Source organism: Vibrio sp. R10-SG3-ISO3, from assembly GCF_059834225.1.
Window position 1 is genome coordinate 1 of the sequence record NZ_JCBDHE010000030.1, and the last position, 22,771, is coordinate 22,771.

Annotated in this window: 21 protein-coding genes; 4 read left to right on the top strand and 17 right to left on the bottom strand. The window is 48.8% G+C overall.

Going from position 1 to position 22,771, the window contains the following annotated elements; genetic code table 11:
• Nucleotides 1-601 precede the first annotated feature (601 nt).
• The 12 genes from AC6R1A_RS06850 to AC6R1A_RS06905 form a co-directional block, all read right to left on the bottom strand.
• Complete coding sequence (locus AC6R1A_RS06850; protein WP_334554553.1) at nt 602-1,378, bottom strand: phosphoadenylyl-sulfate reductase; 777 nt, start codon at nt 1,376-1,378, stop codon at nt 602-604.
• Entirely contained in the window at nt 1,371-3,104 is a 1,734-nt protein-coding gene (gene cysI, locus AC6R1A_RS06855; protein ID WP_500632842.1) for an assimilatory sulfite reductase (NADPH) hemoprotein subunit, read from the bottom strand. Before cysI ends, AC6R1A_RS06850 begins: the two co-directional genes overlap by 8 nt.
• Nucleotides 3,104-4,957 (bottom strand): assimilatory sulfite reductase (NADPH) flavoprotein subunit, encoded by a 1,854-nt coding sequence (locus AC6R1A_RS06860; protein ID WP_500632843.1) that lies wholly within the window; start codon nt 4,955-4,957, stop codon nt 3,104-3,106. Before AC6R1A_RS06860 ends, cysI begins: the two co-directional genes overlap by 1 nt.
• A 215-nt stretch (nt 4,958-5,172) precedes the next feature.
• Entirely contained in the window at nt 5,173-5,403 is a 231-nt protein-coding gene (locus AC6R1A_RS06865) for a hypothetical protein (protein WP_334554559.1), read from the bottom strand.
• 241 nt (nt 5,404-5,644) lie between these two features.
• Entirely contained in the window at nt 5,645-6,310 is a 666-nt protein-coding gene (locus tag AC6R1A_RS06870; RefSeq protein ID WP_500632844.1) for a TIGR04219 family outer membrane beta-barrel protein, read from the bottom strand.
• A gap of 100 nt (nt 6,311-6,410) precedes the next feature.
• Nucleotides 6,411-6,623, bottom strand: a complete 213-nt coding sequence (gene pspG / locus AC6R1A_RS06875; RefSeq protein ID WP_334554563.1) for an envelope stress response protein PspG — start codon at nt 6,621-6,623, stop codon at nt 6,411-6,413.
• Between the two features lie 156 nt (nt 6,624-6,779).
• Nucleotides 6,780-7,802, bottom strand: a complete 1,023-nt coding sequence (dusA, locus tag AC6R1A_RS06880; protein WP_500632845.1) for a tRNA dihydrouridine(20/20a) synthase DusA — start codon at nt 7,800-7,802, stop codon at nt 6,780-6,782.
• 277 nt (nt 7,803-8,079) lie between these two features.
• Nucleotides 8,080-10,203, bottom strand: coding sequence for a methyl-accepting chemotaxis protein (locus AC6R1A_RS06885; protein ID WP_500632846.1), 2,124 nt, complete (start codon nt 10,201-10,203; stop codon nt 8,080-8,082).
• Nucleotides 10,204-10,567: 364 nt separating this feature from the next.
• Nucleotides 10,568-10,780, bottom strand: coding sequence for a hypothetical protein (locus AC6R1A_RS06890; RefSeq protein WP_500627535.1), 213 nt, complete (start codon nt 10,778-10,780; stop codon nt 10,568-10,570).
• A gap of 15 nt (nt 10,781-10,795) precedes the next feature.
• On the bottom strand, nt 10,796-10,939 hold the full coding sequence (locus AC6R1A_RS06895; RefSeq protein ID WP_500627534.1) for a hypothetical protein: 144 nt from the start codon (nt 10,937-10,939) through the stop codon (nt 10,796-10,798).
• 378 nt (nt 10,940-11,317) lie between these two features.
• Nucleotides 11,318-11,530 carry a transcription antiterminator/RNA stability regulator CspE gene (gene cspE, locus AC6R1A_RS06900; protein WP_500627533.1) on the bottom strand — a complete coding sequence of 71 codons (213 nt, stop codon included), beginning with the start codon at nt 11,528-11,530 and terminating at the stop codon, nt 11,318-11,320.
• Nucleotides 11,531-11,759: 229 nt separating this feature from the next.
• Nucleotides 11,760-12,821 (bottom strand): sensor domain-containing diguanylate cyclase, encoded by a 1,062-nt coding sequence (locus AC6R1A_RS06905; RefSeq protein ID WP_500630332.1) that lies wholly within the window; start codon nt 12,819-12,821, stop codon nt 11,760-11,762.
• Nucleotides 12,822-13,095: 274 nt separating this feature from the next.
• Here AC6R1A_RS06905 and zur point away from each other — a divergent pair, with 274 nt between their 5' ends.
• Both zur and AC6R1A_RS06915 read left to right on the top strand, forming a co-directional pair.
• Nucleotides 13,096-13,554, top strand: coding sequence for a zinc uptake transcriptional repressor Zur (gene zur, locus AC6R1A_RS06910; protein WP_487903286.1), 459 nt, complete (start codon nt 13,096-13,098; stop codon nt 13,552-13,554).
• Nucleotides 13,555-13,604: 50 nt separating this feature from the next.
• Nucleotides 13,605-14,066, top strand: coding sequence for a chemotaxis protein CheX (locus AC6R1A_RS06915; RefSeq protein WP_500627531.1), 462 nt, complete (start codon nt 13,605-13,607; stop codon nt 14,064-14,066).
• A 118-nt stretch (nt 14,067-14,184) separates the two neighbouring features.
• Here AC6R1A_RS06915 and cysC read toward each other — a convergent pair whose 3' ends face one another.
• From cysC to cobA, 5 genes are read right to left on the bottom strand one after another with little or no spacing between them, the layout of a single operon-like run.
• Nucleotides 14,185-14,802: an adenylyl-sulfate kinase gene (gene cysC, locus AC6R1A_RS06920; RefSeq protein WP_487903287.1), complete on the bottom strand. Its 618-nt coding sequence runs from the start codon at nt 14,800-14,802 to the stop codon at nt 14,185-14,187.
• Nucleotides 14,803-14,861: 59 nt separating this feature from the next.
• Nucleotides 14,862-16,586, bottom strand: coding sequence for an SLC13 family permease (locus AC6R1A_RS06925; protein ID WP_500632847.1), 1,725 nt, complete (start codon nt 16,584-16,586; stop codon nt 14,862-14,864).
• Nucleotides 16,587-16,615: 29 nt separating this feature from the next.
• On the bottom strand, nt 16,616-18,049 hold the full coding sequence (gene cysN, locus AC6R1A_RS06930) for a sulfate adenylyltransferase subunit CysN (RefSeq protein WP_500627529.1): 1,434 nt from the start codon (nt 18,047-18,049) through the stop codon (nt 16,616-16,618).
• Nucleotides 18,050-18,069: 20 nt separating this feature from the next.
• On the bottom strand, nt 18,070-19,044 hold the full coding sequence (gene cysD, locus AC6R1A_RS06935; RefSeq protein WP_334554971.1) for a sulfate adenylyltransferase subunit CysD: 975 nt from the start codon (nt 19,042-19,044) through the stop codon (nt 18,070-18,072).
• A 6-nt stretch (nt 19,045-19,050) separates the two neighbouring features.
• Nucleotides 19,051-19,926, bottom strand: coding sequence for a uroporphyrinogen-III C-methyltransferase (gene cobA, locus AC6R1A_RS06940; RefSeq protein ID WP_500632848.1), 876 nt, complete (start codon nt 19,924-19,926; stop codon nt 19,051-19,053).
• 262 nt (nt 19,927-20,188) lie between these two features.
• Between cobA and AC6R1A_RS06945 the strand changes: the two genes are divergently transcribed.
• Both AC6R1A_RS06945 and AC6R1A_RS06950 read left to right on the top strand, forming a co-directional pair.
• On the top strand, nt 20,189-22,150 hold the full coding sequence (locus tag AC6R1A_RS06945; protein WP_500627528.1) for a bifunctional 2',3'-cyclic-nucleotide 2'-phosphodiesterase/3'-nucleotidase: 1,962 nt from the start codon (nt 20,189-20,191) through the stop codon (nt 22,148-22,150).
• 143 nt (nt 22,151-22,293) lie between these two features.
• Complete coding sequence (locus AC6R1A_RS06950; RefSeq protein ID WP_500627527.1) at nt 22,294-22,749, top strand: GNAT family N-acetyltransferase; 456 nt, start codon at nt 22,294-22,296, stop codon at nt 22,747-22,749.
• Nucleotides 22,750-22,771 lie beyond the last annotated feature (22 nt).

A 22,771-nucleotide genomic window follows, 5' to 3' on the forward strand; every position in this document is an offset into this window, starting at 1 on the left:
CAATTTAAAGTTTTGTTGGCTCAATGAATACTGATAAGTTCCTAGTGACTAGAAGCTAGTTCCTAGAAAACTTGAATTGACTGTGCTGAGTCCTAAGACTCAATGGTCACTCAGTTCATTGAAACCTAATTTGAAGCCGCTCTTTATTAAGAGAAGTTTCTAATTGGATTATCATCAACGAGTGCCCACACAGATTGATAGGTTTATATTGTTAAAGAGCGTTCTTGGCTGTGACTCAGGTCACTCACAAGAGGCGGCCATTCTAGCGACTTAATTTTCAGTGTCAAACACTTTTTTAAGTTTTTATTTCAACGTTACCGCTGAGCTAGTTGACCTTGTCGATAACGCTGAACCCTTATGAGCTCTGCCCTGTCGACGAGGTGGCATTATAGAGATCGAAATCACATTGGCAAGTGATATTTTCATAAAAATGTAAAAATAGAGCCTAAATGAGCAATTAGCGCTCAAGCCCCTATTTATCCAACTTTACCCAACTATTTACCACATAATAACCACAGAGTTATCCACAGCGACTGATTCCAAGCGATAAAAAAGGCCGCATACGCGACCTTTTTTGAGGTTCATTGACACAATTACCGCATCAAATACCCGAGCCATCGAGTTCGTTGTCTTCTTCATGCAGACCACACTCTCTCTTTAAGCCGAAGAAACGTGTTTCTTCTTCTGCCATTCCAGGCTCCCACTTCTTAGTGGTATGCGTATCGCCGACAGAGAGATACCCTTCATCCCAAAGTGGGTGGTAAGAGAGACCGTGCTCTTCTAGGTAATAGTGGATGTCCTTATTACTCCAATCAATCACTGGTAGAAACTTGAACACGCCATTTTGAATCGACAAAATGGGTAGTCCAGCTCGCGACTTAGATTGCTCGCGGCGTAAACCGGAGAACCAAGTGCTAACATTAAGCTCCTCTAGCGCGCGGCGCATGGGTTCCACTTTGTTTATCTTGTTGTACTTCTCGATACCCTCTATACCTTGCTCCCAAAGTTTGCCGTAGCGCGCCTCTTGCCATTGCGGGCTCTCTTTAGCGCGATACACTTTTAGGTTGAGGTTCAATTTCTCTGTCAATTGATCGATGAAACGGTACGTTTGCGGGAACAAGTAACCTGTGTCGGTCAAAATGACCGGCACGTCCGGTTTCTGCTCAGTGACGAGGTGAAGCATCACCGCCGCTTGGATACCGAAACTCGACGAGACCGCGAACTCACCATCGAGGTTTTCAAGCGCCCATTTTACTCGCTGCTGTGCTGACAGTTGCTCAAGCTCGACATTGATCTGGGCAAGATGAAGACTTTGCTCGGTCTTGGTCAGTTTAAGCAGTTCTGCCAGCTCCGGCTTTGAAGCTACAGAATCAAGCATAAAAATCTCTCTTAGATACCAATACTTCTTGGATGATGCCAACACGAATCACGAAGTCACCGAAACACTCACCTTGCTGACGCTCAGTAGCCCAGCGACCGACCAGTTGATCTATCTCTTCGAGTATCTGACTATCTGTAATGTTCTCTTTGTACATTTTCGGCACGCGTGTTCCAGCGCGATTGCCCCCTAGGTGCAGGTTGTATCGACCTGGCGCCTTACCCACTAGACCAATTTCAGCCAGCATCGCGCGGCCACATCCATTAGGACAACCCGTCACACGCAGAATGATGTTGTCTTCTTTTGGTAGATTGTGTTTCGCTAAAATGCCTTCTACGTCGGTCACGAACTGCGGCAAGAAACGTTCCGCTTCCGCCATGGCGAGCGGACAAGTCGGAAAGGCCACACACGCCATCGAGTTTTTACGTTGCTCGCTGACCGCATCGTCCATCAAACCATGTTCGCGCGCAATTTTCTCGATCTTCGCTTTGTTGCTTTTCGACACACCCGCCACAATCAAGTTTTGGTTGGCCGTCATGCGAAAATCGCCTTTATGGATTTTGGCAATTTCAGCCACACCGGTTTTGAGAGGCTTACCTGGGTGATCCAATAGTCGGCCGTTTTCGATAAACAAGGCGAGATGATGTTTACCATCGATGCCCTCTACCCAACCGATACGATCGCCACGTTCTGTGAATTCGTATGGACGGCTTGCTTGGAACTGAACACCGGCACGTTTTTCCACTTCCGCTTTAAACACATCGATACCGACGCGATCGAGCGTGTATTTGGTTTTGGCGTTCTTACGGTTTGAACGGTTACCCCAGTCACGTTGCGTAGTCACAACCGCGGCTGCCACATCCAACGTTTTTTCAAGTGGGATAAAGCCAAAGTCATCCGCTCGACGTGGATACGTCGACGTATCACCGTGAGTCATCGCAAGACCACCACCGACTAAAACGTTGAAACCCACCAGCTTGCCGTTATCGGCTATCGCGACAAAGTTCAAATCGTTCGCATGCACATCCACATCATTTTGCGGCGGAATCACCACGGTGGTTTTGAACTTACGCGGTAGGTAGTTAGTACCAAGGATCGGCTCTTCGTCTGTGGTCTCAACCTTCTCACCGTCTAACCAGATCTCTGCGTACGCGCGCGTCTTAGGCAGCAGGTGCTCACTGATCTTTTTCGCCCACTCGTACGCCTCTTGGTGTAACTCAGATTCCACCGGGTTAGTGGTACACAATACGTTTCGGTTCACGTCACCTGCGGTAGCGATAGAGTCAATCCCAATACTGTTGAGCGTTTGGTGCATCAATTTGATGTTTGGCTTCAATACGCCGTGGAACTGGAACGTTTGTCGAGTCGTTAAACGGATACTGCCGTACAGAGAGTGCTCTGTAGCAAACTTGTCAATCGCCAACCATTGCTTCGGCGTGATAATGCCGCCCGGCATGCGCGCACGAAGCATCACATTGTGTAGAGGCTCCAGCTTTTGTTTCGCACGTTCGTTGCGAATATCACGGTCATCTTGCTGATACATACCGTGGAAACGGATCAGCTGGAAGTTATCCGCCGTAAATCCACCGGTGATGCGATCTTGCAGATCCGCTTCGATCGTCCCACGTAGGAAGTGACTTTCTCTTTTAAGACGTTCGTTATCGGAAAGCGGCCCTAACTCTTCGCCCAGTACCACCTGCTTGTTATTTTCAGTAGAAAAAGTCATTAGTACACATCCCTTTGATAACGTTTTGCTTTGCGTAACTCATTAATAAATTCTTCTGCGTCATCACGCGATAGATTGCCTTGCTGCTCAGCGACGATGATCAGCGCGTCATGAACGTCTTTTGCCATACGAGTGGCATCACCACAGACATACAGATACGCGCCATCTTGAATCCACTGCCACACTTGTGCCGCGTTCTCTAAAATGCGGTGCTGAACATACACTTTCTCGGCTTGATCGCGGCTAAAGGCCACATCCAAACGGCTGAGTACCCCTGATTTTAGGTATTTCTGCCACTCCACTTGGTAGAGGAAATCCTGAGTAAAGGTACGATCGCCAAAGAACAACCAGTTCTTTCCAGACGCATCACGGTTCTCTCGCTCCTGGATAAAACTGCGGAATGGGGCAATCCCAGTGCCTGGGCCAATCATGATAATCGGCGTGCTGTCATCTTGAGGTAATTTGAAGTTGTTGTTGTTTTCAACAAACACTTTGACCGCACCGCCCTCTTCGAGGCGCTGAGCCAAGAAGCCTGAGGCACCACCAAAGCGAGACTCGTCACCTTGCTGGTATTCCACCAGCCCAACAGTCAAATGCACTTCTTCATCCACTTCGGCTTGGCTTGAGGCAATCGAGTAGAGTCTTGGCGTCAAGCGGCGCAACAAACCAATCAGTGCGTCTGCCGATAGGGTGGTTTTCTTCTCCGCTAACACGTCAACAATTTGCGTGTTGGCGGCGTACTCACGAAGCTTGTCTTTGTCTTCGACCAATTTTTGCAGTTTCTTGCTGCCTGATAGCTCAGCAAATTTTGTGACAAACTGAGGATTAGAAGCGGTGATTTCGAATTTAGTGACCAACGCGCTGTGAATCGACAAGCTCTCGCCATCCACTTCAACGCTTTCCACACCTGACAGACCCACTTTAGCTAGGATCGCATTGGCGAGTTCAGAGCTGTTCTCAAACCATACGCCCAAGGCGTCGCCTGGCTGATAAGTCAAACCTGAGCCTTCAAGATCAATTTCAATGTGACGCACGTCTTTTCCAGAATCACGCCCGGTGATCTTCTGGCTAGTCAGCATAGTCGCGGTGTATGGGTTTTGCTTGTTGTAGGACGACACGACCGCCGATTGACCTACTGGCAACTGAACGACTTCAGCTTCTACGCCACCAGCCAACTCTTCTTTAACGATAGAGAGCGCTTTTTCACGCCACTCACTGGCTGGCGCTTCATAATCGACGTCACAGTCAACACGCTCAATAAAGGCCGTCGCGCCCAACTTGGAGAGATAAGCATCGAAGTCTTTACCGGTTTGGCAGAAAAACTCATAGCTTGAGTCACCGAGCGCAATCACAGCATATTTGAGGTTCGGCAGTTTCGGCGCTTTCTTCGACTGCAAGAATTCATGCAGTTCAATGGCGTTGTCTGGGGCTTCACCTTCACCATTGGTTGACGCCACGATAATCACGTGGGTCTCTTTGGCTAAGCTTTTGCCTTTGTAATCACTGGCATCAAAGAGCGCCACATCAATGCCCTGCGCTTTTGCGTCATGCTCGAGCGCTTCAGCCACGCCTTTCGCATTGCCAGTTTGCGAGGCGAAAATGATCGTTAATTTACCTGCAGGCTTGGCTGCCACCGCAACCGCCGCTTGACTGATGGGTGCAGACGCTGCTGCGGTTTGAGGCTGTTGTGCTAGGCCCCAAAAGTAGCCGCTGACCCATGCCAGCTGCTGAGTAGATAAACCAGCAACAGTTTGTTGCAAAGACCCTAGCTGCTGATCATTCAGCGGCGCAGCCAAAGCCGGTAATTCTTGTGATGCGTTTCCTTCAGAGGAGACGTTGTTTTTTAATGACATGGTCACGACATCCCTATTCATTGCGTGACGATAGATTAACCACTCTCCTTAATAACAAGAAAGAATAGAAGTGAATGTTTTATAACTTTTGGAATTAAAGGAAACGTGCAGCGCCTGAACGCCGTCAGCCAGTCGTGCGCCTTTACGCAGTACAAGCAGGGGAGGTAATAATGAGAGGTGATAGACAAGGCGTCTTTTTCTGTGAGTAGTGGGGACTATTTGGCTTCGACCCGTACGTGCTTAAAGCCCACCGCCATTGCCGACTTGGAGGCTAGATCAAGGTCTAGGTACTGACACTCCTCACCTTGAGCATCGGTCAATAACACGAAACCACCTCTAGCGTGGCGAAATTCCACCACCCAACTGCCCTCTTGGACAGACGGTTCAATAATGGCTTCCACCAGTTGATTGTCTCGATATAGGCTTCTTAGTTCATTAATCGTCATGAGATTCCCTTCTCTGGCTAGAAACAAGCGCCATCTATAAGCATGGAAGAAACTGACGATATCGCGACATTTTTTCGTGCATTTATAATGAATAGATATAAAAAAACAGTTCGATAGATACAAAAAAGCGCCACATCAATCGCAGCGCTCTTTTTCTAGTTATAATGAAAGGCATGAGGCAGTCATACATCATGCTATCGAGAAGACGCATACATATTCTTCACTGGGAAGAATCGCTGACTTAGAAGCTCCACTCCGCGCCAACAAAAAAGCCATTGGCGAAGATAAACGATTTACCGAGGTCCTCGGATTTCGCATCGAACTTGCCCGACTCTAAATCAATCACGCGATAGCCACCTCGGAAAGCCAACGTCGTCTCTTTCAGTGGCAGGCGGTACTGAACGCCCGCCATCAAATCGGTACTTTTGATGTCGTTGTTGTTGCCAAAGTTCATCTCACCGATGATATCAAAATGCGTATTGGGCACCGTCAGCTCTGCATAGCCGTACCACGCCCAGATAAATCCATCGAAATCGACTGGATTGTTGATGTCTTCGGCATTGACGTACTTGGTATCGGATAAATCCGTCAGGGTCACCCCCGCATCGAAATGCATTAAATCATGCTCAAGCAGGCGGTAGTAGAGCGTCAGGTCGAGCTTATCAAACGCCATGTAATCGGCGTCAACACTGGAGTAACGCAAACGGGCATCGGGAAGGTACGGCGTGTCATGCTCAATCGCCAAATAGCCGCTGGGTGTGGTGTCGCTGTCGCGGTTTACTTCATTGACCTTGGTTTTCGGCCACCACATCTCTGCACCGACTTTCGCCGTGTACGAGGACTCCGCCATCGCCCATCCCGAAACCATCGAGACGATAGTGAAAATTGCAGCCGATTTGATACCCATTGATTAAACTCTCCACACTGTTGCTATGCATCATAGATGACGTAGCGAAAATAGTACCACATTCACCGAGCTTGCCCGCAACAATTTAGCCTAAACAGCGCTAGGATCTTGGCTGCGCGACCACGCTTTTAAAAAACCATACCGCTATCGCGATAACCACTAACCAAGGGATTAATTTAATCACCGCCGACATCATCCCGAGCAGCAACATCACCACCATAGCAAAGCCAATGGCGGCCAATACGGTCAGAAAGGTCACGCCTGTGACCAGCAACGTCGCCGCGAAGATCAAAGCAAAAATCAATTCAAACATAGTGCTCTCCTTTTTGCTCAATCAATACAGATAGTGTGCCAAGATTAAAAATCAAGATAAGATCATGTTTTATATAGACAAACAAAAAGAGGCAGGGTCTAACCCTACCTCTTCATATTCATCTATTGGTAAATTTAACCACTCGTTTGGCGATTTTTACACATCCAACTCTTGAGGGATTTTCGCCAGCGCCGCTTGTACCACTTCAATTCCGGAACCCGGTTTATGGGCGTTCTCACTGATGTAACGACGCCATTGACGCGCGCCTGGCATGTTTTGGAACAAGCCCAACATATGACGAGTGATGTGGCCTAAGTAGGCTCCCTTCGCCAACTGCTGCTCAATGTATGGGTACATCTCTTCGACTACTTGGCGACGCTTCTTCACTGGTGTGTCGAGACCGAAAATCGTCTGATCAACGTGGGCCAATAGGTACGGGTTTTGGTAAGCCTCTCGCCCAACCATCACGCCATCAAGGTGCGCTAAATGCTCTAACGACTCATCCAAGGTTTTAATGCCGCCATTGACGCCAATGTTCAAGTGGGCAAAGTCTTGTTTGATTTGATACGCGCGCGGGTAATCCAGCGGCGGGATCTCCCGGTTCTCTTTCGGGCTCAAACCGCTTAACCACGCTTTACGAGCGTGAATCGTAAACTGCTCACAGCCACCTTTTTCAGACACAATGCGCACGAAATCAGTCAGAAACTCATACGAGTCTTGATCGTCAATGCCAATGCGCGTCTTAACGGTCACAGGTATATCAACCACATCGCGCATGGCGGCAATACACTGTGCCACCAGCATAGGTTCCGCCATCAAACAGGCGCCAAAACGGCCATTTTGTACTCTGTCCGACGGGCAACCGACATTGAGGTTAATTTCGTCATAGCCACGCTCAGCCGCCAACTTCGCACACGTCGCTAAATCTTTCGGGTTGGAGCCACCAAGTTGCAGCGCCACTGGGTGCTCCTCCTCGTTGTACGCCAAGAAGTCGCCTTTACCATGAATGATCGCGCCGGTTGTCACCATCTCTGTGTAGAGCAAGGTCTCTTTAGTGAGGAGCCGATGGAAGTATCGACAATGACGATCTGTCCAATCGAGCATGGGAGCAATAGAGAATCGAGAGCTTGGAAAAACCCCGTTGTGAGTCGGTTTTTTCTCTTTGTTAATATCTAACATTGAACTCGCCTTTGTTTGCATCTTCTCACCCTATCAGCGCCCAACTCGCTGCCTCAAAGCTGCTTTGGGGCGCTATTGTGCCAAAAGCAGTCAGTGCTCGAATCGTGGTTTCATTAAAAAGAGCGCAGATTCTACATCAAGTTATCGCTGTGCCCAAGCATGGCGAGACACCACACAGACCTTAGAAATCTAAATCATTGATCTTGCGATATTGAACCTGTGTTTTCACACCATGCCAAGCAGTGGGGCATTTAACTCTCCTCACTCTACTGGGTCACTATGACGCTCGAGCGATTTCAAAACGGCCTGTCAGTTGATCGAGACGCTTCAGTGCATTTTGCATTAAGGCTGTTCGACGCGCGAGCTGTTGAGAAGAGATAATCAATTGTTCGGAGGTCACTTGAGCTTGATCGACCGTTTTACTGTGTTGAACACTGTTTTCAGCAATACCGTTAATAATGCGAAACAGTTCGGTAACTCGGTTCTGGAGAACCTCATTGCCATCCGTTCCATTGACCATGATGGCGTTGCTTTCGACGTTATCAATACCTTGCTGCATAAAGTTAACGGCTGTCTTTGATTGTGAACGAAGCTTTTGCAGCATGGTGCCGATATTGTTCGCTGCTTGAGAGGTTTTGTCTGCTAACGTACGAACTTCATCTGCAACCACGGCAAACCCACGTCCGTGTTCCCCGGCTCTCGCGGCTTCAATCGCCGCATTTAATGCCAGCAAATTCGTCTGTGCTGTAATTTCAGAGATGATGTCGACAATGTCGGTAATCTTTTCCATTTCAGTGTTCACATCATTGACACTCTGCGCTGACGCTTCAACGATTTCTTTGATACCGTTGGCGGACTCAACCGCACGTTGATACTCCAGCGCCGCATGTTCAATTGTGCTTTGCATCGCTTTATCCATTTCTGTTGCAGAAAGGTTCGCACACTCGATGTCAGTTTGCTGGCCTTTACTAAGCACTATCATATCTTCAATGGAAGCACAGGTGTCTTGGCTAGCGGTGGTGAGCACTTGGCTGCGACGCAACAAAGAGGCGGACACTTGATTTACCTCTTTGCTTGCAAAGACCAACTCCGTGACCACGCCCTCTAAGTTATCGATAAAGCTATTGGTCCAGCGGCCAAGCCCGCCAATTTCATCTGGCTTCAAATGCTCCGTTTCAAGGCGCTGAGTCAAATTGCCATCCCCCTCTGCAAGGGTACGAATCACATTCGTCATTTCCTCAACACGTCGAGACAGTGGGCGTGCACAGAGAGCGTGAAAAGAAAACGTCACCGCCATACAAACCAGTGCCGTCAACAGCCAGACAAACACTTGCGAAAGTTGAAAGTAGTGCGCAGCGAAAGACGGAAGCAATACAGAGGCCAAAACCCCGAACGCAAAATGTCGAGTTTGAGTTAAAGACAAACTTCGGTGTCGATAGACTTCTTCTAAATCCGACTCACACATCATCCCCCAACGGTCCGGTGAACCGGGCAACTGAAACGTAACCCCTTTACCAATAACGGGAATGTGACGGTAGTCAGAGTAGCCTGGGTATTCAATATAGAGATTTTGCCCGTGACGAATGGTTTCTCTGACGCCAGGGTGTAACTCTTTCGTTGCCGGGTCTGTGAACAGAATTTCAAACTCGGTGTGATGACGAACTTTCACCACACCGAACTCAGTGGTGATCCCCTGTTTTAAATTCTCTCCATGAGAAAAGGTATTGTCTTCGAAACGTGAGCGCGATAATGCCGTTCCCGGCAGAATACTTGGATCATGCTTGGCTTCAACCATAAACAGGTAGTTGTCACCAGATTCACTATAGATGTGCCCCGCTTCGCGTTGAATAATGTCGCCAATCACATCGTTGGGAATTCGACCGCAAAGGCATGCTTGCTCCTCACCAGGCTTACCCAACGGTTGATAGAACATCAATGTCACCGCATCATGAAATGTGGAACTTGAAGGGCCAATAGCCAGTGTGCGCTCATCCACATAAGGGCCTAGCAAGTATGGTGCCTTTAGACCCGATGCCAGCGCCACATCATCGACGATATGACTGCCGATATGATTCTTATGACTGGAGTGAGTGGTCATGCCCTGACTATCGACAATAAACAATTCTGAGAAGTCTTTTCCCCTCTGAGTCAGTTCCTCTAATGTCGTATTACGCTCATTGATAGGTTTACTTGAAAGGTAGAGCGCGGCATTGGTCAAAAAGGCCCATTGATTGTTCGCCCAATCCTGAAGCAAGTTCACTCGTGTGTGTGCGATATTCTCAAACGTTTGTTCGAGCTCATTTTTTCTATGGCGATTTAAATAGCACGCCTTTTTCATGGCAAGCTTCCCTGTGCTACCAAGCCACGGTAGCCAACGTTGTTCATTCTGAGTTAGGTTCATCCTTGTCCCTTATTATTATCTTATCGTATACAATCAAAACGGCCTCGAGTGATGCAAGTTTCACACCCGCCTCAACAAAGAAATAACCATTTGATTTTAAATAACAAAAAATAAGACCTCACCAAAAAAGCACAACAACTTGCACTAAAACCAAGCACTTAAAAAACAAAGCACTTACTTGGTGCAAATGACATTAACTCGGATGAACAAGGTAAAAGTAGAGAAGAAGTAATCGTAGCGAGGTGAAGGAGTGAACGCGCTGATGGCGATTCGTCCCGTGAAGGATACAGTAGCTCAACCTCTCACGTCTTGAGCAGAGCGCTACGATGAAGAGGTTGGAAGCAATTTGACGTTGACGCGCCGATTATTGATTGGCGTTAAGAAAGCGCTCGGCGCTGGCGAACAGTGCGTCACATTTCTTTTTCTGTTTGGCGTGTTCTGCGTCGCCTTCACTCATGGCGTCCAAGAGCTCTTTCTGTTTGTTGTATTCACCCACCATGAGAGAAAACTTATCTTCAAAGTCACTCTTACGCATTTTCTTGCCTGATTTTCTTGCAGGTCTTGCTGGTTTTCTCATTGTTTTCTCTCCAATTTAGAGTTCAATTCGTTCTTTCTGATCACGTTCTAAAAGAATGTCTTCAATTCTCTTGCGAATTTGATGGATGTTTTGGGGCTGGTCTTCTTGTTTCGTTGAAGCCTCTTCTGCAGGCTTACGAGGTTTTGCGTTCTTCTTCAATGCTTAATCCTTATCCGATTCGATATGGAAAGAGCCTAAAACCACACCGTCAGAATTTTGAAATTGACCAGACTCACTCACTTCACAAAATGAAAAATGTAAATCTAAATCGTCGGTGTTTAACTGAGGCAGCACGTGCCGCTTGAGAACGTCGCTATTGAGCTGGTGAAGGGAGGCAGACCAAGATGTCGACCTAGAGTAAAGGTGATAGTGTATTTTGAACAATGGCACTTTGCCCTTTAGGTAATTTTTGTTCGCGAAGAACATAATACCAATATGTTTTTCGGTTAGATTTTCTAGTCATTGAACTCCTTGATAAGCAATGAAAACAAAAAGACCTCGCCATCTGAATGAGACAGCGAGATCTCTTAAGTACAATTACAGTACAGTTACGTCAGCAGCTTGTGGGCCTTTGCCACCTTGCTCAACGTTGAACGCCACTTTTTGGCCTTCTGCGAGAGTTTTAAAACCATCGCTAACAATAGAACGGAAGTGAACGAAAAGATCCGCGCCACCGTTGTCTGGAGTGATGAAGCCAAAACCTTTAGTTTCGTTAAACCATTTTACTGAACCAGTTGTCTTATTAGACATAAATACCTCGATACATTGATACATTAATGAAGAAAATAGAAGCTACTAAGGAAAGCATGTAGAAAAAGGTATCGCAGGATAAGTATGACGACTGAATCGAAATGAAACTGTGAAGATCTTGAACTAGATATTACATTAATAGCCCGCTTTTTGAGCTGACGACACTATACACCTTGTAAAAATAATAGATAGTGATTTCTCACATTTTTATTTTCAACTCGCTTTTTCGTCAGCCCGCCCTGTCTTGGCGCAGCTCTGTGCTGGCTCGAACACAATTTCGCCCTGCCGCTTTTGCCTCGTACAAGGCTTGGTCAGCGCGTTTAAGTAAACTTTCAGGTGTGAGATCGAAAGCGCTAGGTGCCACCGCCCCTATACTGACGGTGATCGACATCCGAGTGCCATCATACTCATACGGGTATTGTGCGAGCGTGGCTCGAAGCGACTCAAACACCGACATCGCAGATTCCAGTTCTGACTGACGAACAATAAGCGCAAACTCTTCACCGCCAATGCGCGAGACATGCCCTAACCCTTTCATTTGCTGCATGGTGAGCGTCACCACTTGCTTTAAGACCTGATCCCCCGCTAAATGGCCATAGCGATCATTGAGCGGTTTAAAATGGTCAATATCCATCAAGCCAAGTACAAAGCCTTGGTGTTGCTCATGAAAATCCGACAAGGTTTGTTGAATCTTGGCTGAAAATACCCGGCGATTGGCAGCGCCAGTGAGCTCATCCGTCGTGGCCAGTTGGTTTAGCGCCATCACTTGCTGATGCAGTTGGATATTGAAGCTGACCCAATTGGCAATACATTGCAAAGTAATAGCTTGCTCTTCAGTAAAGTAGTGACTTTGATCGTGGCCAATATTAAGAGTACCCAAACATTGGTCACCACACACGAGAGGGGCATCCATACAGGTCTTTAGCCCAGAATCCCGCAGCATGACGCAATCTAACTCCTCAGAGGTGGCAAGATCGTCACAAATGAGCAGTGTACGAGTTGAGAAGGCTCGGCCGACGAGCGTTTGCGCAATAGGGAGATGGGAATCGAGTGGAATGGCTTTATTGCCACTGATCGAGTAGACCTTGAGCGTATCTCCGCCTTCCTTAAGCGTAATGCTGGCTCTTTGGGAGGCAAACATCTGCGACATCCATTGGGAGACGGTATCGAGCACCGCTTGCAGTGAGGTTGACACCGACAACGCCTGTATAAAGGCCGCAGGCAGTGTCACATGATGGCCTCGTTCTAATTCGGCAAGCTTCGAAAGACCATAGGCTCTTTCTGACCGCATAGCTCCCCCTAATGGTGCATTGTCGTTATTATAATTTTTGATGATTGACCCATTAAACATTAACCCTATTTCTGACAGATGCAAGCAACAAACACAAAGGGCACGCGTTATTGGTATCGTTTTCCCTGTAGATAAGGTAACTTATGCGCAAGTGTCAAAATGATGCTCTGTGTCCGGTGAGGGTAAATAACGCACTGACACACTTATCAGAAAATGCCTTACGCGCGACGCTAAAGTTGCGGAAATGGTATATTATTAAACATGTCCAATGGTTATGGTGAGAAATTTGGACCCACAGCTAGTCACACAAATTGAAGAAATCTGTGTCGCGAGAGGCGTACGGCTGACCCCTCAAAGAAAACGAGTCTTTGAGTTGATTTGTGCCAGCCCGAAAGCGTCCAGCGCGTATGAACTTTTAGAGGAGCTGAAACTCAGTGAACCGCAGGCTAAGCCGCCAACCGTTTATCGAGCACTCGATTTTCTGTTAGAGCAAGGTTTCATTCACCGAGTTGAGTCGACCAACAGTTTCATACAGTGCTGCTCTTGTAACGCACACAAGCACTTTTCTCATCTACTGATCTGTGACAAGTGTGGAAATGTCATTGAATTACAAGATGATAGTTTGATAGCCTTACTGGCAGACAACGCAGAAAGGCACGGTTTCAGACTCACAAATCACGTGATTGAATCACATGGGACTTGTCAGTCGTGCAGCGCTGATAAGGTGCAATAAGTCTCACAGTAAAATAAGTTTCACAGTCCATTAATGAATAGAAGAAGATTATGCGCGCTGAATTTGTAAACCCGTTTTTAGCCTCACTGATGAATGTGTTGAAGACCATGGCATCACTGGAGCTAAAACCGCAAAAACCTCGTGTAAAAAAGGATGAGATCGCTCGCGGTGATATTTCCGGTTTGATTGGTATGGTTGGCCAGCAAACGCGTGGTTCGATGTCTATTACCTTTGATGAAAACTTGGCGCTGGAAATCATGCAAAACATGTTGGGTGAACGCCCGAATGGTTTGAATGATGAAGTCACCGATATGGTGGGCGAAATCACCAACATGGTCACTGGCGGTGCAAAACGCATCTTGGCAGAAAGCGGCTTTGATTTTGATATGGCGACACCTGTCGTGGTGTCAGGGAAAGGCCATACGATTCGCCACAAATGCGAAGGCTCGATCATCATCATGCCGTTCACCTCACAATGGGGCAACGCCTTTATCGAAATCTGTTTCGAATAAGCACAGCGCATCCCTCACGGCGTATCACAATGGCGCACATGAATGGCACACACGCGTGTTAAGCCTTGATGCTAAAACACGGGTGATAAAAAAGCTTCCGACATGGAAGCTTTTTTGGTTAAGCGATGATCTGCCGCTCTTTTAATGTCTCAAGACACATTGCCACCAGCTCATCGATGCTCTTTTCACCCGCAGGTAAATCGATTTCTGGGTTAAGCGGTGCTTGATACTCAGAATCAATACCGGTGAAGTTTGGGATCTCACCTGCTCTTGCCTTTTTGTACAGCCCTTTTGGATCGCGCTGCTCACAGACATCGAGCGATGCGTTGACAAACACTTCCAAAAACTCGCCCTCAGGCAGCAGTTCACGCACCAGCTGACGCTCGGTTCGATGCGGTGAGATAAACGCAGACAGGACAATCAAACCGGCATCGGCCATCAATTTCGCCAGCTCACCGATGCGGCGAATATTCTCGCGTCGGTCTTGCTCTGAAAATCCTAAATCACTGCACAGGCCATGACGAACATTGTCGCCATCAAGCAAATAGGTGTGGTAACCCAGCTGCGCCAACTTGGTTTCAAGCGCGCCAGCCACGGTCGACTTTCCCGCGCCAGATAGCCCGGTAAACCAGAGTACCGCAGGGCGCTGATTTTTAAGTTTGGCACGCTGCGCTTTATCAACGGCGTGTGAGTGCCAAACGATGTTTTCGTCTTTTTCGCGGGTTTGTGTGGTCATAGTCAGTCCTTGTCAATCATTCCACTCTGCGAGCGAGGCAAAGCGGAGAAATAGCTGCATCAGAAGGGAAAAAAGATCGGGATAAGCCCAAGCACCAGTATCGAATAGACGATAGAGAGTGGAATTCCTACTTTGACATAATCCAGTAATGTGTAGTTGCCAACGCTATACACCAATAGATTGGTTTGATAGCCATACGGCGAAATAAAGCTCGCACTCGCGCCAAACAGCACGGCCATGATAAACGGCATCGGGTCTACCCCATAGCCCAACGCCATACTGTAGCCAATCGGGAACGCCAAGGCCGCGGCGGCATTGTTGGTCACCAGCTCTGTCAAAATCAGGGTTAAGAAGTAGGTCGCCACCAGTGCGCCAAAGACGCCCCAACCGTTAAATGCCTCGATAAACATCTGTCCTAAGTTTTCCGACAGGCCAGTAGAGAGCATCAGCTGGGCAATCGACAGCGCCGAGCCGACAATGACGACGATATCGATAGGAAAACGGCGTCGCAGTTCGTTGATATGTACAATGCCCGTCATCAACGTCGCCAGCAAAAATACGGACAGCCCCTTAATGAGCGGCAGGACCTCCATCAGGGCGAGCCCAATCACCAGAGCAAAGCCCAGCAGCACCAAGGCGGATTTGTTGCCATCGAGGCGAGCACTCGAATCGAGATCATTCATCACCACAAACTCTTTGCGGTGAGCTTGCCTTTCTTGCTCAAAACGTTTCCCAGGCACCAATACTAAGGTATCACCCGCATTCAGCACTATGTTACCCAAGCCACCTTCCAAACGCTCATGGCCACGACGAATCGCCACCACCACCGCATCAAAGCGATCGCGGAAGTGACTCGATTTTAACGTCTTGTTGCAAAAGCTCGCCGAAGAGCTCACCACCACTTCCACGTAGTTTTGCCCGTTGATGTGGTGCTGACCAAACAGCGTTAAGCCTTGGATCTCTTGCAAGGTCGCGACGCTTTCTATATCGCCACAAAAGAGCAAGCGGTCTCTGGCCTGCAAGACAAAATCAGGGTCCACCGATGGCATGGTTTGCCCATCACGGATCACTTCGGCCAAAAAGAGTTTACGCAGCGCACGCAAATTGTTCTCACTGATACTGCGCCCAACCAGCGGCGAGCCAGGCTCAACCCGCGCTTCTAAAAAGTACGGTAAGTCGTCTTGGCTGTGATCATCATAGTTTGGCAACAGATAACTCAGAGGGATCAAGATAAGCAGCCCGCCAACCAAGACTGATAAACCAATCAAAGTCGGGGTAAAAAAGCCCAAACTTGGCAATCCAGCGTTTTCAACAAAGCTGCTGATGATCAAATTGGTCGAGGTACCAATAAGGGTTAACGTACCGCCTAAGATGGCGGTATACGAGAGAGGGATCAATAACTTCGACGGGGCGTGTTGCTGGTTGCGCTTAATGGCGCCAATCAGCGATACCACCACCGCCGTATTATTAGTAAACGAAGAGAGCAGCGCCGTGGAGATACCCAACTTCGCCACGACGGTGCCTAATTTGCCCGTCGACAAAGAGCGGCTCACCCAGCTGATCAGACGCGTTTTTTCTAGCGCGCACGATGCCAAGATGAGCAGCACCAGCGTCACCAATGAGGCATTGGTGAAGTTAGAGGCGATCTCACTGACGTCAATCAAGCCGGCAATGAAGGCAATAAACGCTGCGCTGGCAAACAGATAGCTCGGTTTAACTCGTGTGCTGACTAAACAGGTCACAACCCCGACCAACAACGCCAGCACCACTCCTTGCTGCCACATTTCGCCTCTCCCTACTCGCTTACCTTGGCTTACTTCTGGCCAAGCAGTTGGCTGAGATCAGCCGCACCCCAATGAGGGAAGTGCTTACGAATCAGTGCATTGAGCTCAACTTCAAACTCAGAGAACTGACCTTCACCACGCGCAACCTGCGACAAGCTTTCGCGAATCAATCCCGCGCCGACTGTCACATTGGTTAAGCGATCAATCACGATAAAACCGCCGGTGTCTTGGCAAGCGAGGTATTTGTCCAGTGCGACCGACTCGTTCAAGGTCCATTCGCACAAACCGATCCCGTTTAACGGTAACTCGTCAGCACTGTGGCTCGAGAGGTTGTTGATATCGTACTGGTGACGAATCGTTTGCACCTGACCTACCGTTTTCTTACCCGCGATCTTGATGTCGTAATCACGTCCCGGTTTAAGCGGCTGCTCGGTCATCCATACCACATCGGCCAGCAGGTGGTTACTCGACTCCACAGAAGAGGACTCCAGTACGAGCAGATCGCCGCGGCTAATGTCGATTTCATCTTCCAGCGTCAACGTCACCGCAAGTCCGGCTTGCGCCTTCTCCAAATCGCCATCAAAGGTCACAATACGCGCCACCGTTGAGGTTTTGCCTGATGGCAACGCTTTAATTTTGTCACCTACGCTGACACTGCCAGAGGCAATCGTGCCGGCAAAGCCACGGAAATCGAGGTTCGGGCGGTTAACGTATTGCACAGGGAAGCGGAAATCGCCCACTTCTTTTTCGCTGTCTACATCGACAGACTCCAAAAGCTCAAGCAGTGATGGGCCTTTGAACCAGCTCATGTTGGCACTGGGCTCAACCACGTTATCGCCTTCGAGCGCTGACAGCGGGATGATCTGAATGTCCGTCTCACCTTGCAGGTTCTTGGAAAACTCAAGGTATTGCTCACGAATCTCTTCAAAGCGCTGCTGTGAGTAATCGACCAAGTCCATCTTGTTAACCGCCACCACAAAGTGCTTAAGACCAAGCAAATTAGAGATGAAGGAGTGACGACGCGTTTGATCCAAGACGCCCTTACGCGCATCGATCAAGATCACCGCCAGATCACAGGTTGACGCACCGGTCGCCATGTTACGCGTGTATTGCTCATGCCCCGGTGTATCCGCAATGATGAATTTGCGTTTTTGGGTAGAGAAATAACGGTAGGCCACATCAATGGTGATGCCCTGTTCACGTTCCGCTTGCAGACCATCGACCAACAGCGCCAAGTCTGGGCGCTCTCCGGTGGTGCCGACACGCTGAGAATCAGAGTGGACCGCCGCCAACTGATCTTCATAAATTTGTTTTGAGTCATGCAGCAAGCGACCGATCAAGGTACTCTTGCCGTCATCAACTGAGCCACACGTTAAGAATCTAAGTAGTGACTTGTATTGGTGCTGTTTTAGGTATCCCTCGATACCAAGCTCTGCGAGCTCCGCTACGACTGCGCTGTTCATTTTCTTTCCTTAGATCCTACTTAGAAGTAACCTTGACGTTTTTTGAGCTCCATCGATCCTGACTGATCGTGGTCGATCGCTCGACCTTGGCGCTCACTCGACGTCGCCACTAACATCTCTTCGATAATACCGGTCAACGTGTTGGCGGTGGACTCAATCGCCCCAGTCAGTGGGTAACAACCCAAGGTACGAAAACGCACGCTTTTCTCTTCCACCACTTCACCCGGTTGCAGCTTCATGCGCTCGTCATCGACCATGATCAACATGCCATCACGCTCAACAACAGGACGCGTATCCGCCAAGTACAAAGGCACAATCTCGATGTTCTCTAAGTAGATGTATTGCCAGATGTCGAGCTCAGTCCAGTTCGACAGTGGGAACACACGAATACTTTCGCCTTTGTTGATTTGACCGTTATAGGTGCGCCATAGCTCTGGACGCTGGTTTTTCGGGTCCCAGGTGTGGTTTTTATCTCGAAATGAGTAGACGCGCTCTTTCGCTCGAGACTTCTCTTCGTCACGGCGGGCACCGCCAAAGGCAGCGTCAAAGCCGTATTTGTTCAGCGCCTGCTTTAACCCTTGGGTTTTCATGATGTCCGTGTGTTTCGAAGAGCCATGATCGAATGGGTTGATGCCCATCGCCAGACCTTCTGGGTTCTTATGGACCAAAAGCTCAAAGCCATACTTCTTCGCGGTTCTATCGCGAAATTCGATCATTTCTCTAAACTTCCAGTCGGTATCGACGTGCAGCAATGGAAATGGGATCTTGCCTGGGTAAAACGCTTTACGCGCAAGATGCAGCATTACTGAGGAGTCTTTACCGATGGAGTACATCATCACAGGGTTATCAAACTCAGCGGCAACTTCGCGGATGATATGAATACTCTCCGCTTCCAGTTGCTTGAGGTGAGTTAAACGTTCTTGGTCCATGTTGGTGCTTCCTTTACGGCTCGCGTTGAGCTTCTGACTATTAAATTCAGGGTGATGTGCAAAAATTAAGCGCTATGCGCTCTGGCGGCCAAGTTGGCTTATGGGCGCCTCGGTTTGCTCGCGGGCAAACCAATCGAGCTTTTCGGACAACGCCACCACTTCACCGATCACAATCAATGACGGGGACTCGGCGCTTTTGGCCAATTCACTCAAATCGCTCAATTGACCTTTCAGTACGCGTTGGGCTTGCTGCGTACCACGCTCGATAATGGCAATTGGCGTGTGCGCGGCGCGGCCATGCGTAATCAACTGGCTTTGGATGCAATCGGACTTCATCAGCCCCATATAGATGACTAGCGTTTGATTGCCACGCGCCAATGTCGACCAATCCATCTCATCACGTTCGGCTTTGAGATGACCGGTAATAAACATCGCCGACTGAGCGTAATCTCGGTGCGTCAATGGAATGCCTGCGTAGGCCGTCGCGCCAGCAGCAGCGGTGATCCCTGGTACCACATGAAAGGCGATACCCGCGTCAGCCAACACTTCGAGCTCCTCTCCGCCGCGACCAAAAATAAACGGATCGCCACCTTTAATGCGCACGACTTTGTGCCCTTGCTGAGCAAAATCGACCAACAGTTGATTGGTTTTCTCTTGCGGTACGCTGTGGTGACCCGCACGTTTGCCGACGCAGACCAAAATGGTGTCGCTTGGCACGAGCGCCATGATCTCGTCTGACACCAAGTAGTCATACAGCACCACATCGGCCTGCTGTAAAAAGCGCAACGCTTTGAGCGTCAGCAACTCCACATCGCCTGGCCCTGCGCCAACCAATGCCACTTCACCGGCTTTCAAACCACTGCGGCCCATTGCGTGCAACGGCGGTAGGTTGCGCTCGACTTGGGGCTGGCGAAGTGGAAAGGGAGAGACAGTTTCCTTGTGCGCCATAACGTCATCCTTTTGCTAATCTATGGATGGCATTATGGCGCTGCGAACATATTACCTGAAATTCTAAAATTTCATTTTTTATACCAATTGCTGATAAGAGACGATTCTTGTGACACCGAATCGAGGCAAAAAGTGAGAGTTGGGCACCACAACCCGTTGATACCAACGGTTAAGATCACGTTTTCCTGATGAATGAAATTCTTGTTTCATACAACTTTGTTACATTATGCAGTACTGTTGACCCCCCTCATCGGAGCAAAAAATGAACGTAGCAGTGAAACCTCTCTCTCTGGCTGTCCTTAGCGGGATGCTGGTTATGGCCAGCCCAGCGATGGCAGAAACCATCAAACTTCGCATTATCGAGACCACCGACATCCACACCAACGTGATGGATTACGACTACTACAAAGACAAACCGTCACAAAAGATTGGTTTGACTCGCGCCGCAACCTTAGTCAAAGCCGCGCGCAGTGAAGTCGAAAACAGCGTCTTGGTTGATAACGGTGATTTGATTCAAGGCAGCCCAATGGGTGACTACATGGCGGCCAAAGGCATTGAGAAGGGCGAAGTTCACCCTGTTTACAAGGCAATGAATCAGCTTGGCTACGATGTGGGTAACATCGGTAACCACGAGTTCAACTACGGCTTAGAGTTTCTGGCAAAATCGCTGGAAGGTGCCGAGTTCCCTTATGTCAGCGCAAACGTTTTTGACCAAAAAACCGGTGAGCACTACTTCAAACCTTACCTGATTAAGTCGCACATGTTTAAAGATGTCGATGGTGTCGAGCACGAGATCAAAGTCGGCTACATCGGCTTCGTACCGCCACAAATCATGGTGTGGGATAAGAAAAACCTCGAAGGCAAAGTGTTTGCCAAAGACATCAAAGAATCAGCGATGGCCCTAGTGCCACAAATGAAGGCTGAAGGCGCAGATGTGATTGTCGCCATCCCGCACTCAGGCGTATCCTCTGATCCGCACAAAATGGGCGCAGAAAACTCCACTTACTATCTCTCTGAAGTAGAAGGCATTGATGCGATTGCGTTTGGTCACTCGCACGCCGTCTTCCCAGGGAAAGGCTTTGAAAACATCCAAGGTGTGGATAATGAAATGGGTACCATCAACGGCGTTGCCGCCGTCATGCCAGGACGTTGGGGCAGCCACGTTGGTGTGATTGACCTAGAGCTTAAGCAAGAAGGTGAGCAGTGGGTGGTGGTGAAAGGCCAGTCCGAAGCACGCCCAATCTTTGATTCAGCGACTAAACAGCCTATCGTCGACGCGGATGCCGGTATCGTCAAAGCGCTTGAAGCAGACCACAAAGCGACGCGCGACTTTGTCAATCAGCCGATTGGTAAAGCCAGCGACGTGATGTACAGCTTCCTCGCCTTGGTGCAAGACGATCCCACCGTACAAATCGTCAACCTTGCACAAAAAGATTACGTTGAGCGCTTTATCCAAGGCGATCCTGATTTATCAGACATCCCTGTGCTCTCAGCGGCAGCGCCATTTAAAGCGGGCGGTCGTAAAAACGATCCGAATAACTACACCGAAGTGGAGTCAGGTCAGTTGACCTTCCGTAACGCTGCGGATCTCTATCTCTACCCGAATACCTTGGTGGCGATGAAAGTCAGCGGTCACGAAGTGAAAGAGTGGCTAGAGTGTAGCGCCGGTCAATTTAAACAGATCGATACCAACAGCAGCGCCGCACAAAGCCTGATTGATTGGGATGGCTTCCGTACTTACAACTTTGACGTCATTGATGGGGTTAACTACCAGATTGATGTGACCCAGCCAGCGAAATACGACGGCAACTGTAACGTCATCAATGAAGATGCTGAGCGTATCGTCGGTTTGACTTATCAAGGGAAAGCGATTGATCTGAAACAGCCATTTATCATTGCGACCAACAACTACCGTGCGTACAGCAACAAGTTCCCAGGCACAGGTGCCGAGTTTGTTGCGTTTGACTCGCCAGATGAAAACCGCTCGGTTGTGGCTGCGTACATTACCCGCGTCAGTGAAGAAAACGGTGAGTTTGTACCAAGCGCAGACAACAACTGGTCTTTCGCCCCTATCCAATCGGATAAAAAACTCGATATCCGTTTCGAAACCTCACCGGGTGAAAAGGCAGCTAAGTTCATCGCAGATAAAGGTCAATATCCAATGGCCTTCGTTGAGAATGATGATGTAGGCTTTGCGGTCTACCAAATCGATCTGCAAAAATAGCACTTTGCTCAATCAGAGCGTCTTTCATTAAGCCGCAGTCACTGCGGCTTTTTTCTCTCTATTTTACAAAGATCGTTAATATTGCAGCCACTTATCTCAGGTTGATATGATGGCGTCCCTTATTTACCACCAATAGGTGTCCGATGGATTGGCAACTGCGTACCTTTGAAGCTTTGAGCAACCACGAACTGTATCAATTACTCAAACTAAGAGTGGATGTGTTTGTGGTCGAACAAACCTGCCCATACCCCGAGCTCGATGACAAAGACCCAATCACGGGGGTGTATCACCTACTGGGTTATGAGCAAGGCCAACTGGTCGCCTGCGCGCGCTTACTGCCTGCGGGGATCAGTTATCCGAGCGTCAGTATTGGCCGAGTGGCGACACATGAAAAAGCGCGTGGCAACGGGCTGGGTCATCAACTGTTGGAGCAAGCGATTCATCAATGCCAACGTTTGTGGCCAAACAGCGCAATTGAAATCGGCGCGCAGGAGCACTTAAGTGCCTTCTATGGCCGATATGGATTTGTTGCCACCTCTGAGGTCTATCTCGAAGATGGCATCCCTCATATTGATATGAAGCGAGAGAGTGGGGCTTGAGGGGCAAAGGGGAATGGGTAGC

Coding starts and splice junctions, on each gene's coding strand:
- AC6R1A_RS06870 (WP_500632844.1), bottom strand. CDS start 6,310: ATGGGTATCAAATCGGCTGCAATTTTCACTATCGTCTCGATGGTTTCG.
- AC6R1A_RS06925 (WP_500632847.1), bottom strand. CDS start 16,586: ATGTGGCAGCAAGGAGTGGTGCTGGCGTTGTTGGTCGGGGTTGTGACC.
- AC6R1A_RS06945 (WP_500627528.1), top strand. CDS start 20,189: ATGAACGTAGCAGTGAAACCTCTCTCTCTGGCTGTCCTTAGCGGGATG.
- AC6R1A_RS06850 (WP_334554553.1), bottom strand. CDS start 1,378: ATGCTTGATTCTGTAGCTTCAAAGCCGGAGCTGGCAGAACTGCTTAAA.
- cysN (WP_500627529.1), bottom strand. CDS start 18,049: ATGAACAGCGCAGTCGTAGCGGAGCTCGCAGAGCTTGGTATCGAGGGA.
- pspG (WP_334554563.1), bottom strand. CDS start 6,623: ATGTTTGAATTGATTTTTGCTTTGATCTTCGCGGCGACGTTGCTGGTC.
- AC6R1A_RS06905 (WP_500630332.1), bottom strand. CDS start 12,821: ATGCGGTCAGAAAGAGCCTATGGTCTTTCGAAGCTTGCCGAATTAGAA.
- AC6R1A_RS06885 (WP_500632846.1), bottom strand. CDS start 10,203: ATGAACCTAACTCAGAATGAACAACGTTGGCTACCGTGGCTTGGTAGC.
- AC6R1A_RS06865 (WP_334554559.1), bottom strand. CDS start 5,403: ATGACGATTAATGAACTAAGAAGCCTATATCGAGACAATCAACTGGTG.
- AC6R1A_RS06860 (WP_500632843.1), bottom strand. CDS start 4,957: ATGTCATTAAAAAACAACGTCTCCTCTGAAGGAAACGCATCACAAGAA.
- AC6R1A_RS06890 (WP_500627535.1), bottom strand. CDS start 10,780: ATGAGAAAACCAGCAAGACCTGCAAGAAAATCAGGCAAGAAAATGCGT.
- cysI (WP_500632842.1), bottom strand. CDS start 3,104: ATGACTTTTTCTACTGAAAATAACAAGCAGGTGGTACTGGGCGAAGAG.
- cobA (WP_500632848.1), bottom strand. CDS start 19,926: ATGGCGCACAAGGAAACTGTCTCTCCCTTTCCACTTCGCCAGCCCCAA.
- zur (WP_487903286.1), top strand. CDS start 13,096: ATGGTGAGAAATTTGGACCCACAGCTAGTCACACAAATTGAAGAAATC.
- AC6R1A_RS06915 (WP_500627531.1), top strand. CDS start 13,605: ATGCGCGCTGAATTTGTAAACCCGTTTTTAGCCTCACTGATGAATGTG.
- cysC (WP_487903287.1), bottom strand. CDS start 14,802: ATGACCACACAAACCCGCGAAAAAGACGAAAACATCGTTTGGCACTCA.
- cspE (WP_500627533.1), bottom strand. CDS start 11,530: ATGTCTAATAAGACAACTGGTTCAGTAAAATGGTTTAACGAAACTAAA.
- AC6R1A_RS06950 (WP_500627527.1), top strand. CDS start 22,294: ATGGATTGGCAACTGCGTACCTTTGAAGCTTTGAGCAACCACGAACTG.
- dusA (WP_500632845.1), bottom strand. CDS start 7,802: ATGTTAGATATTAACAAAGAGAAAAAACCGACTCACAACGGGGTTTTT.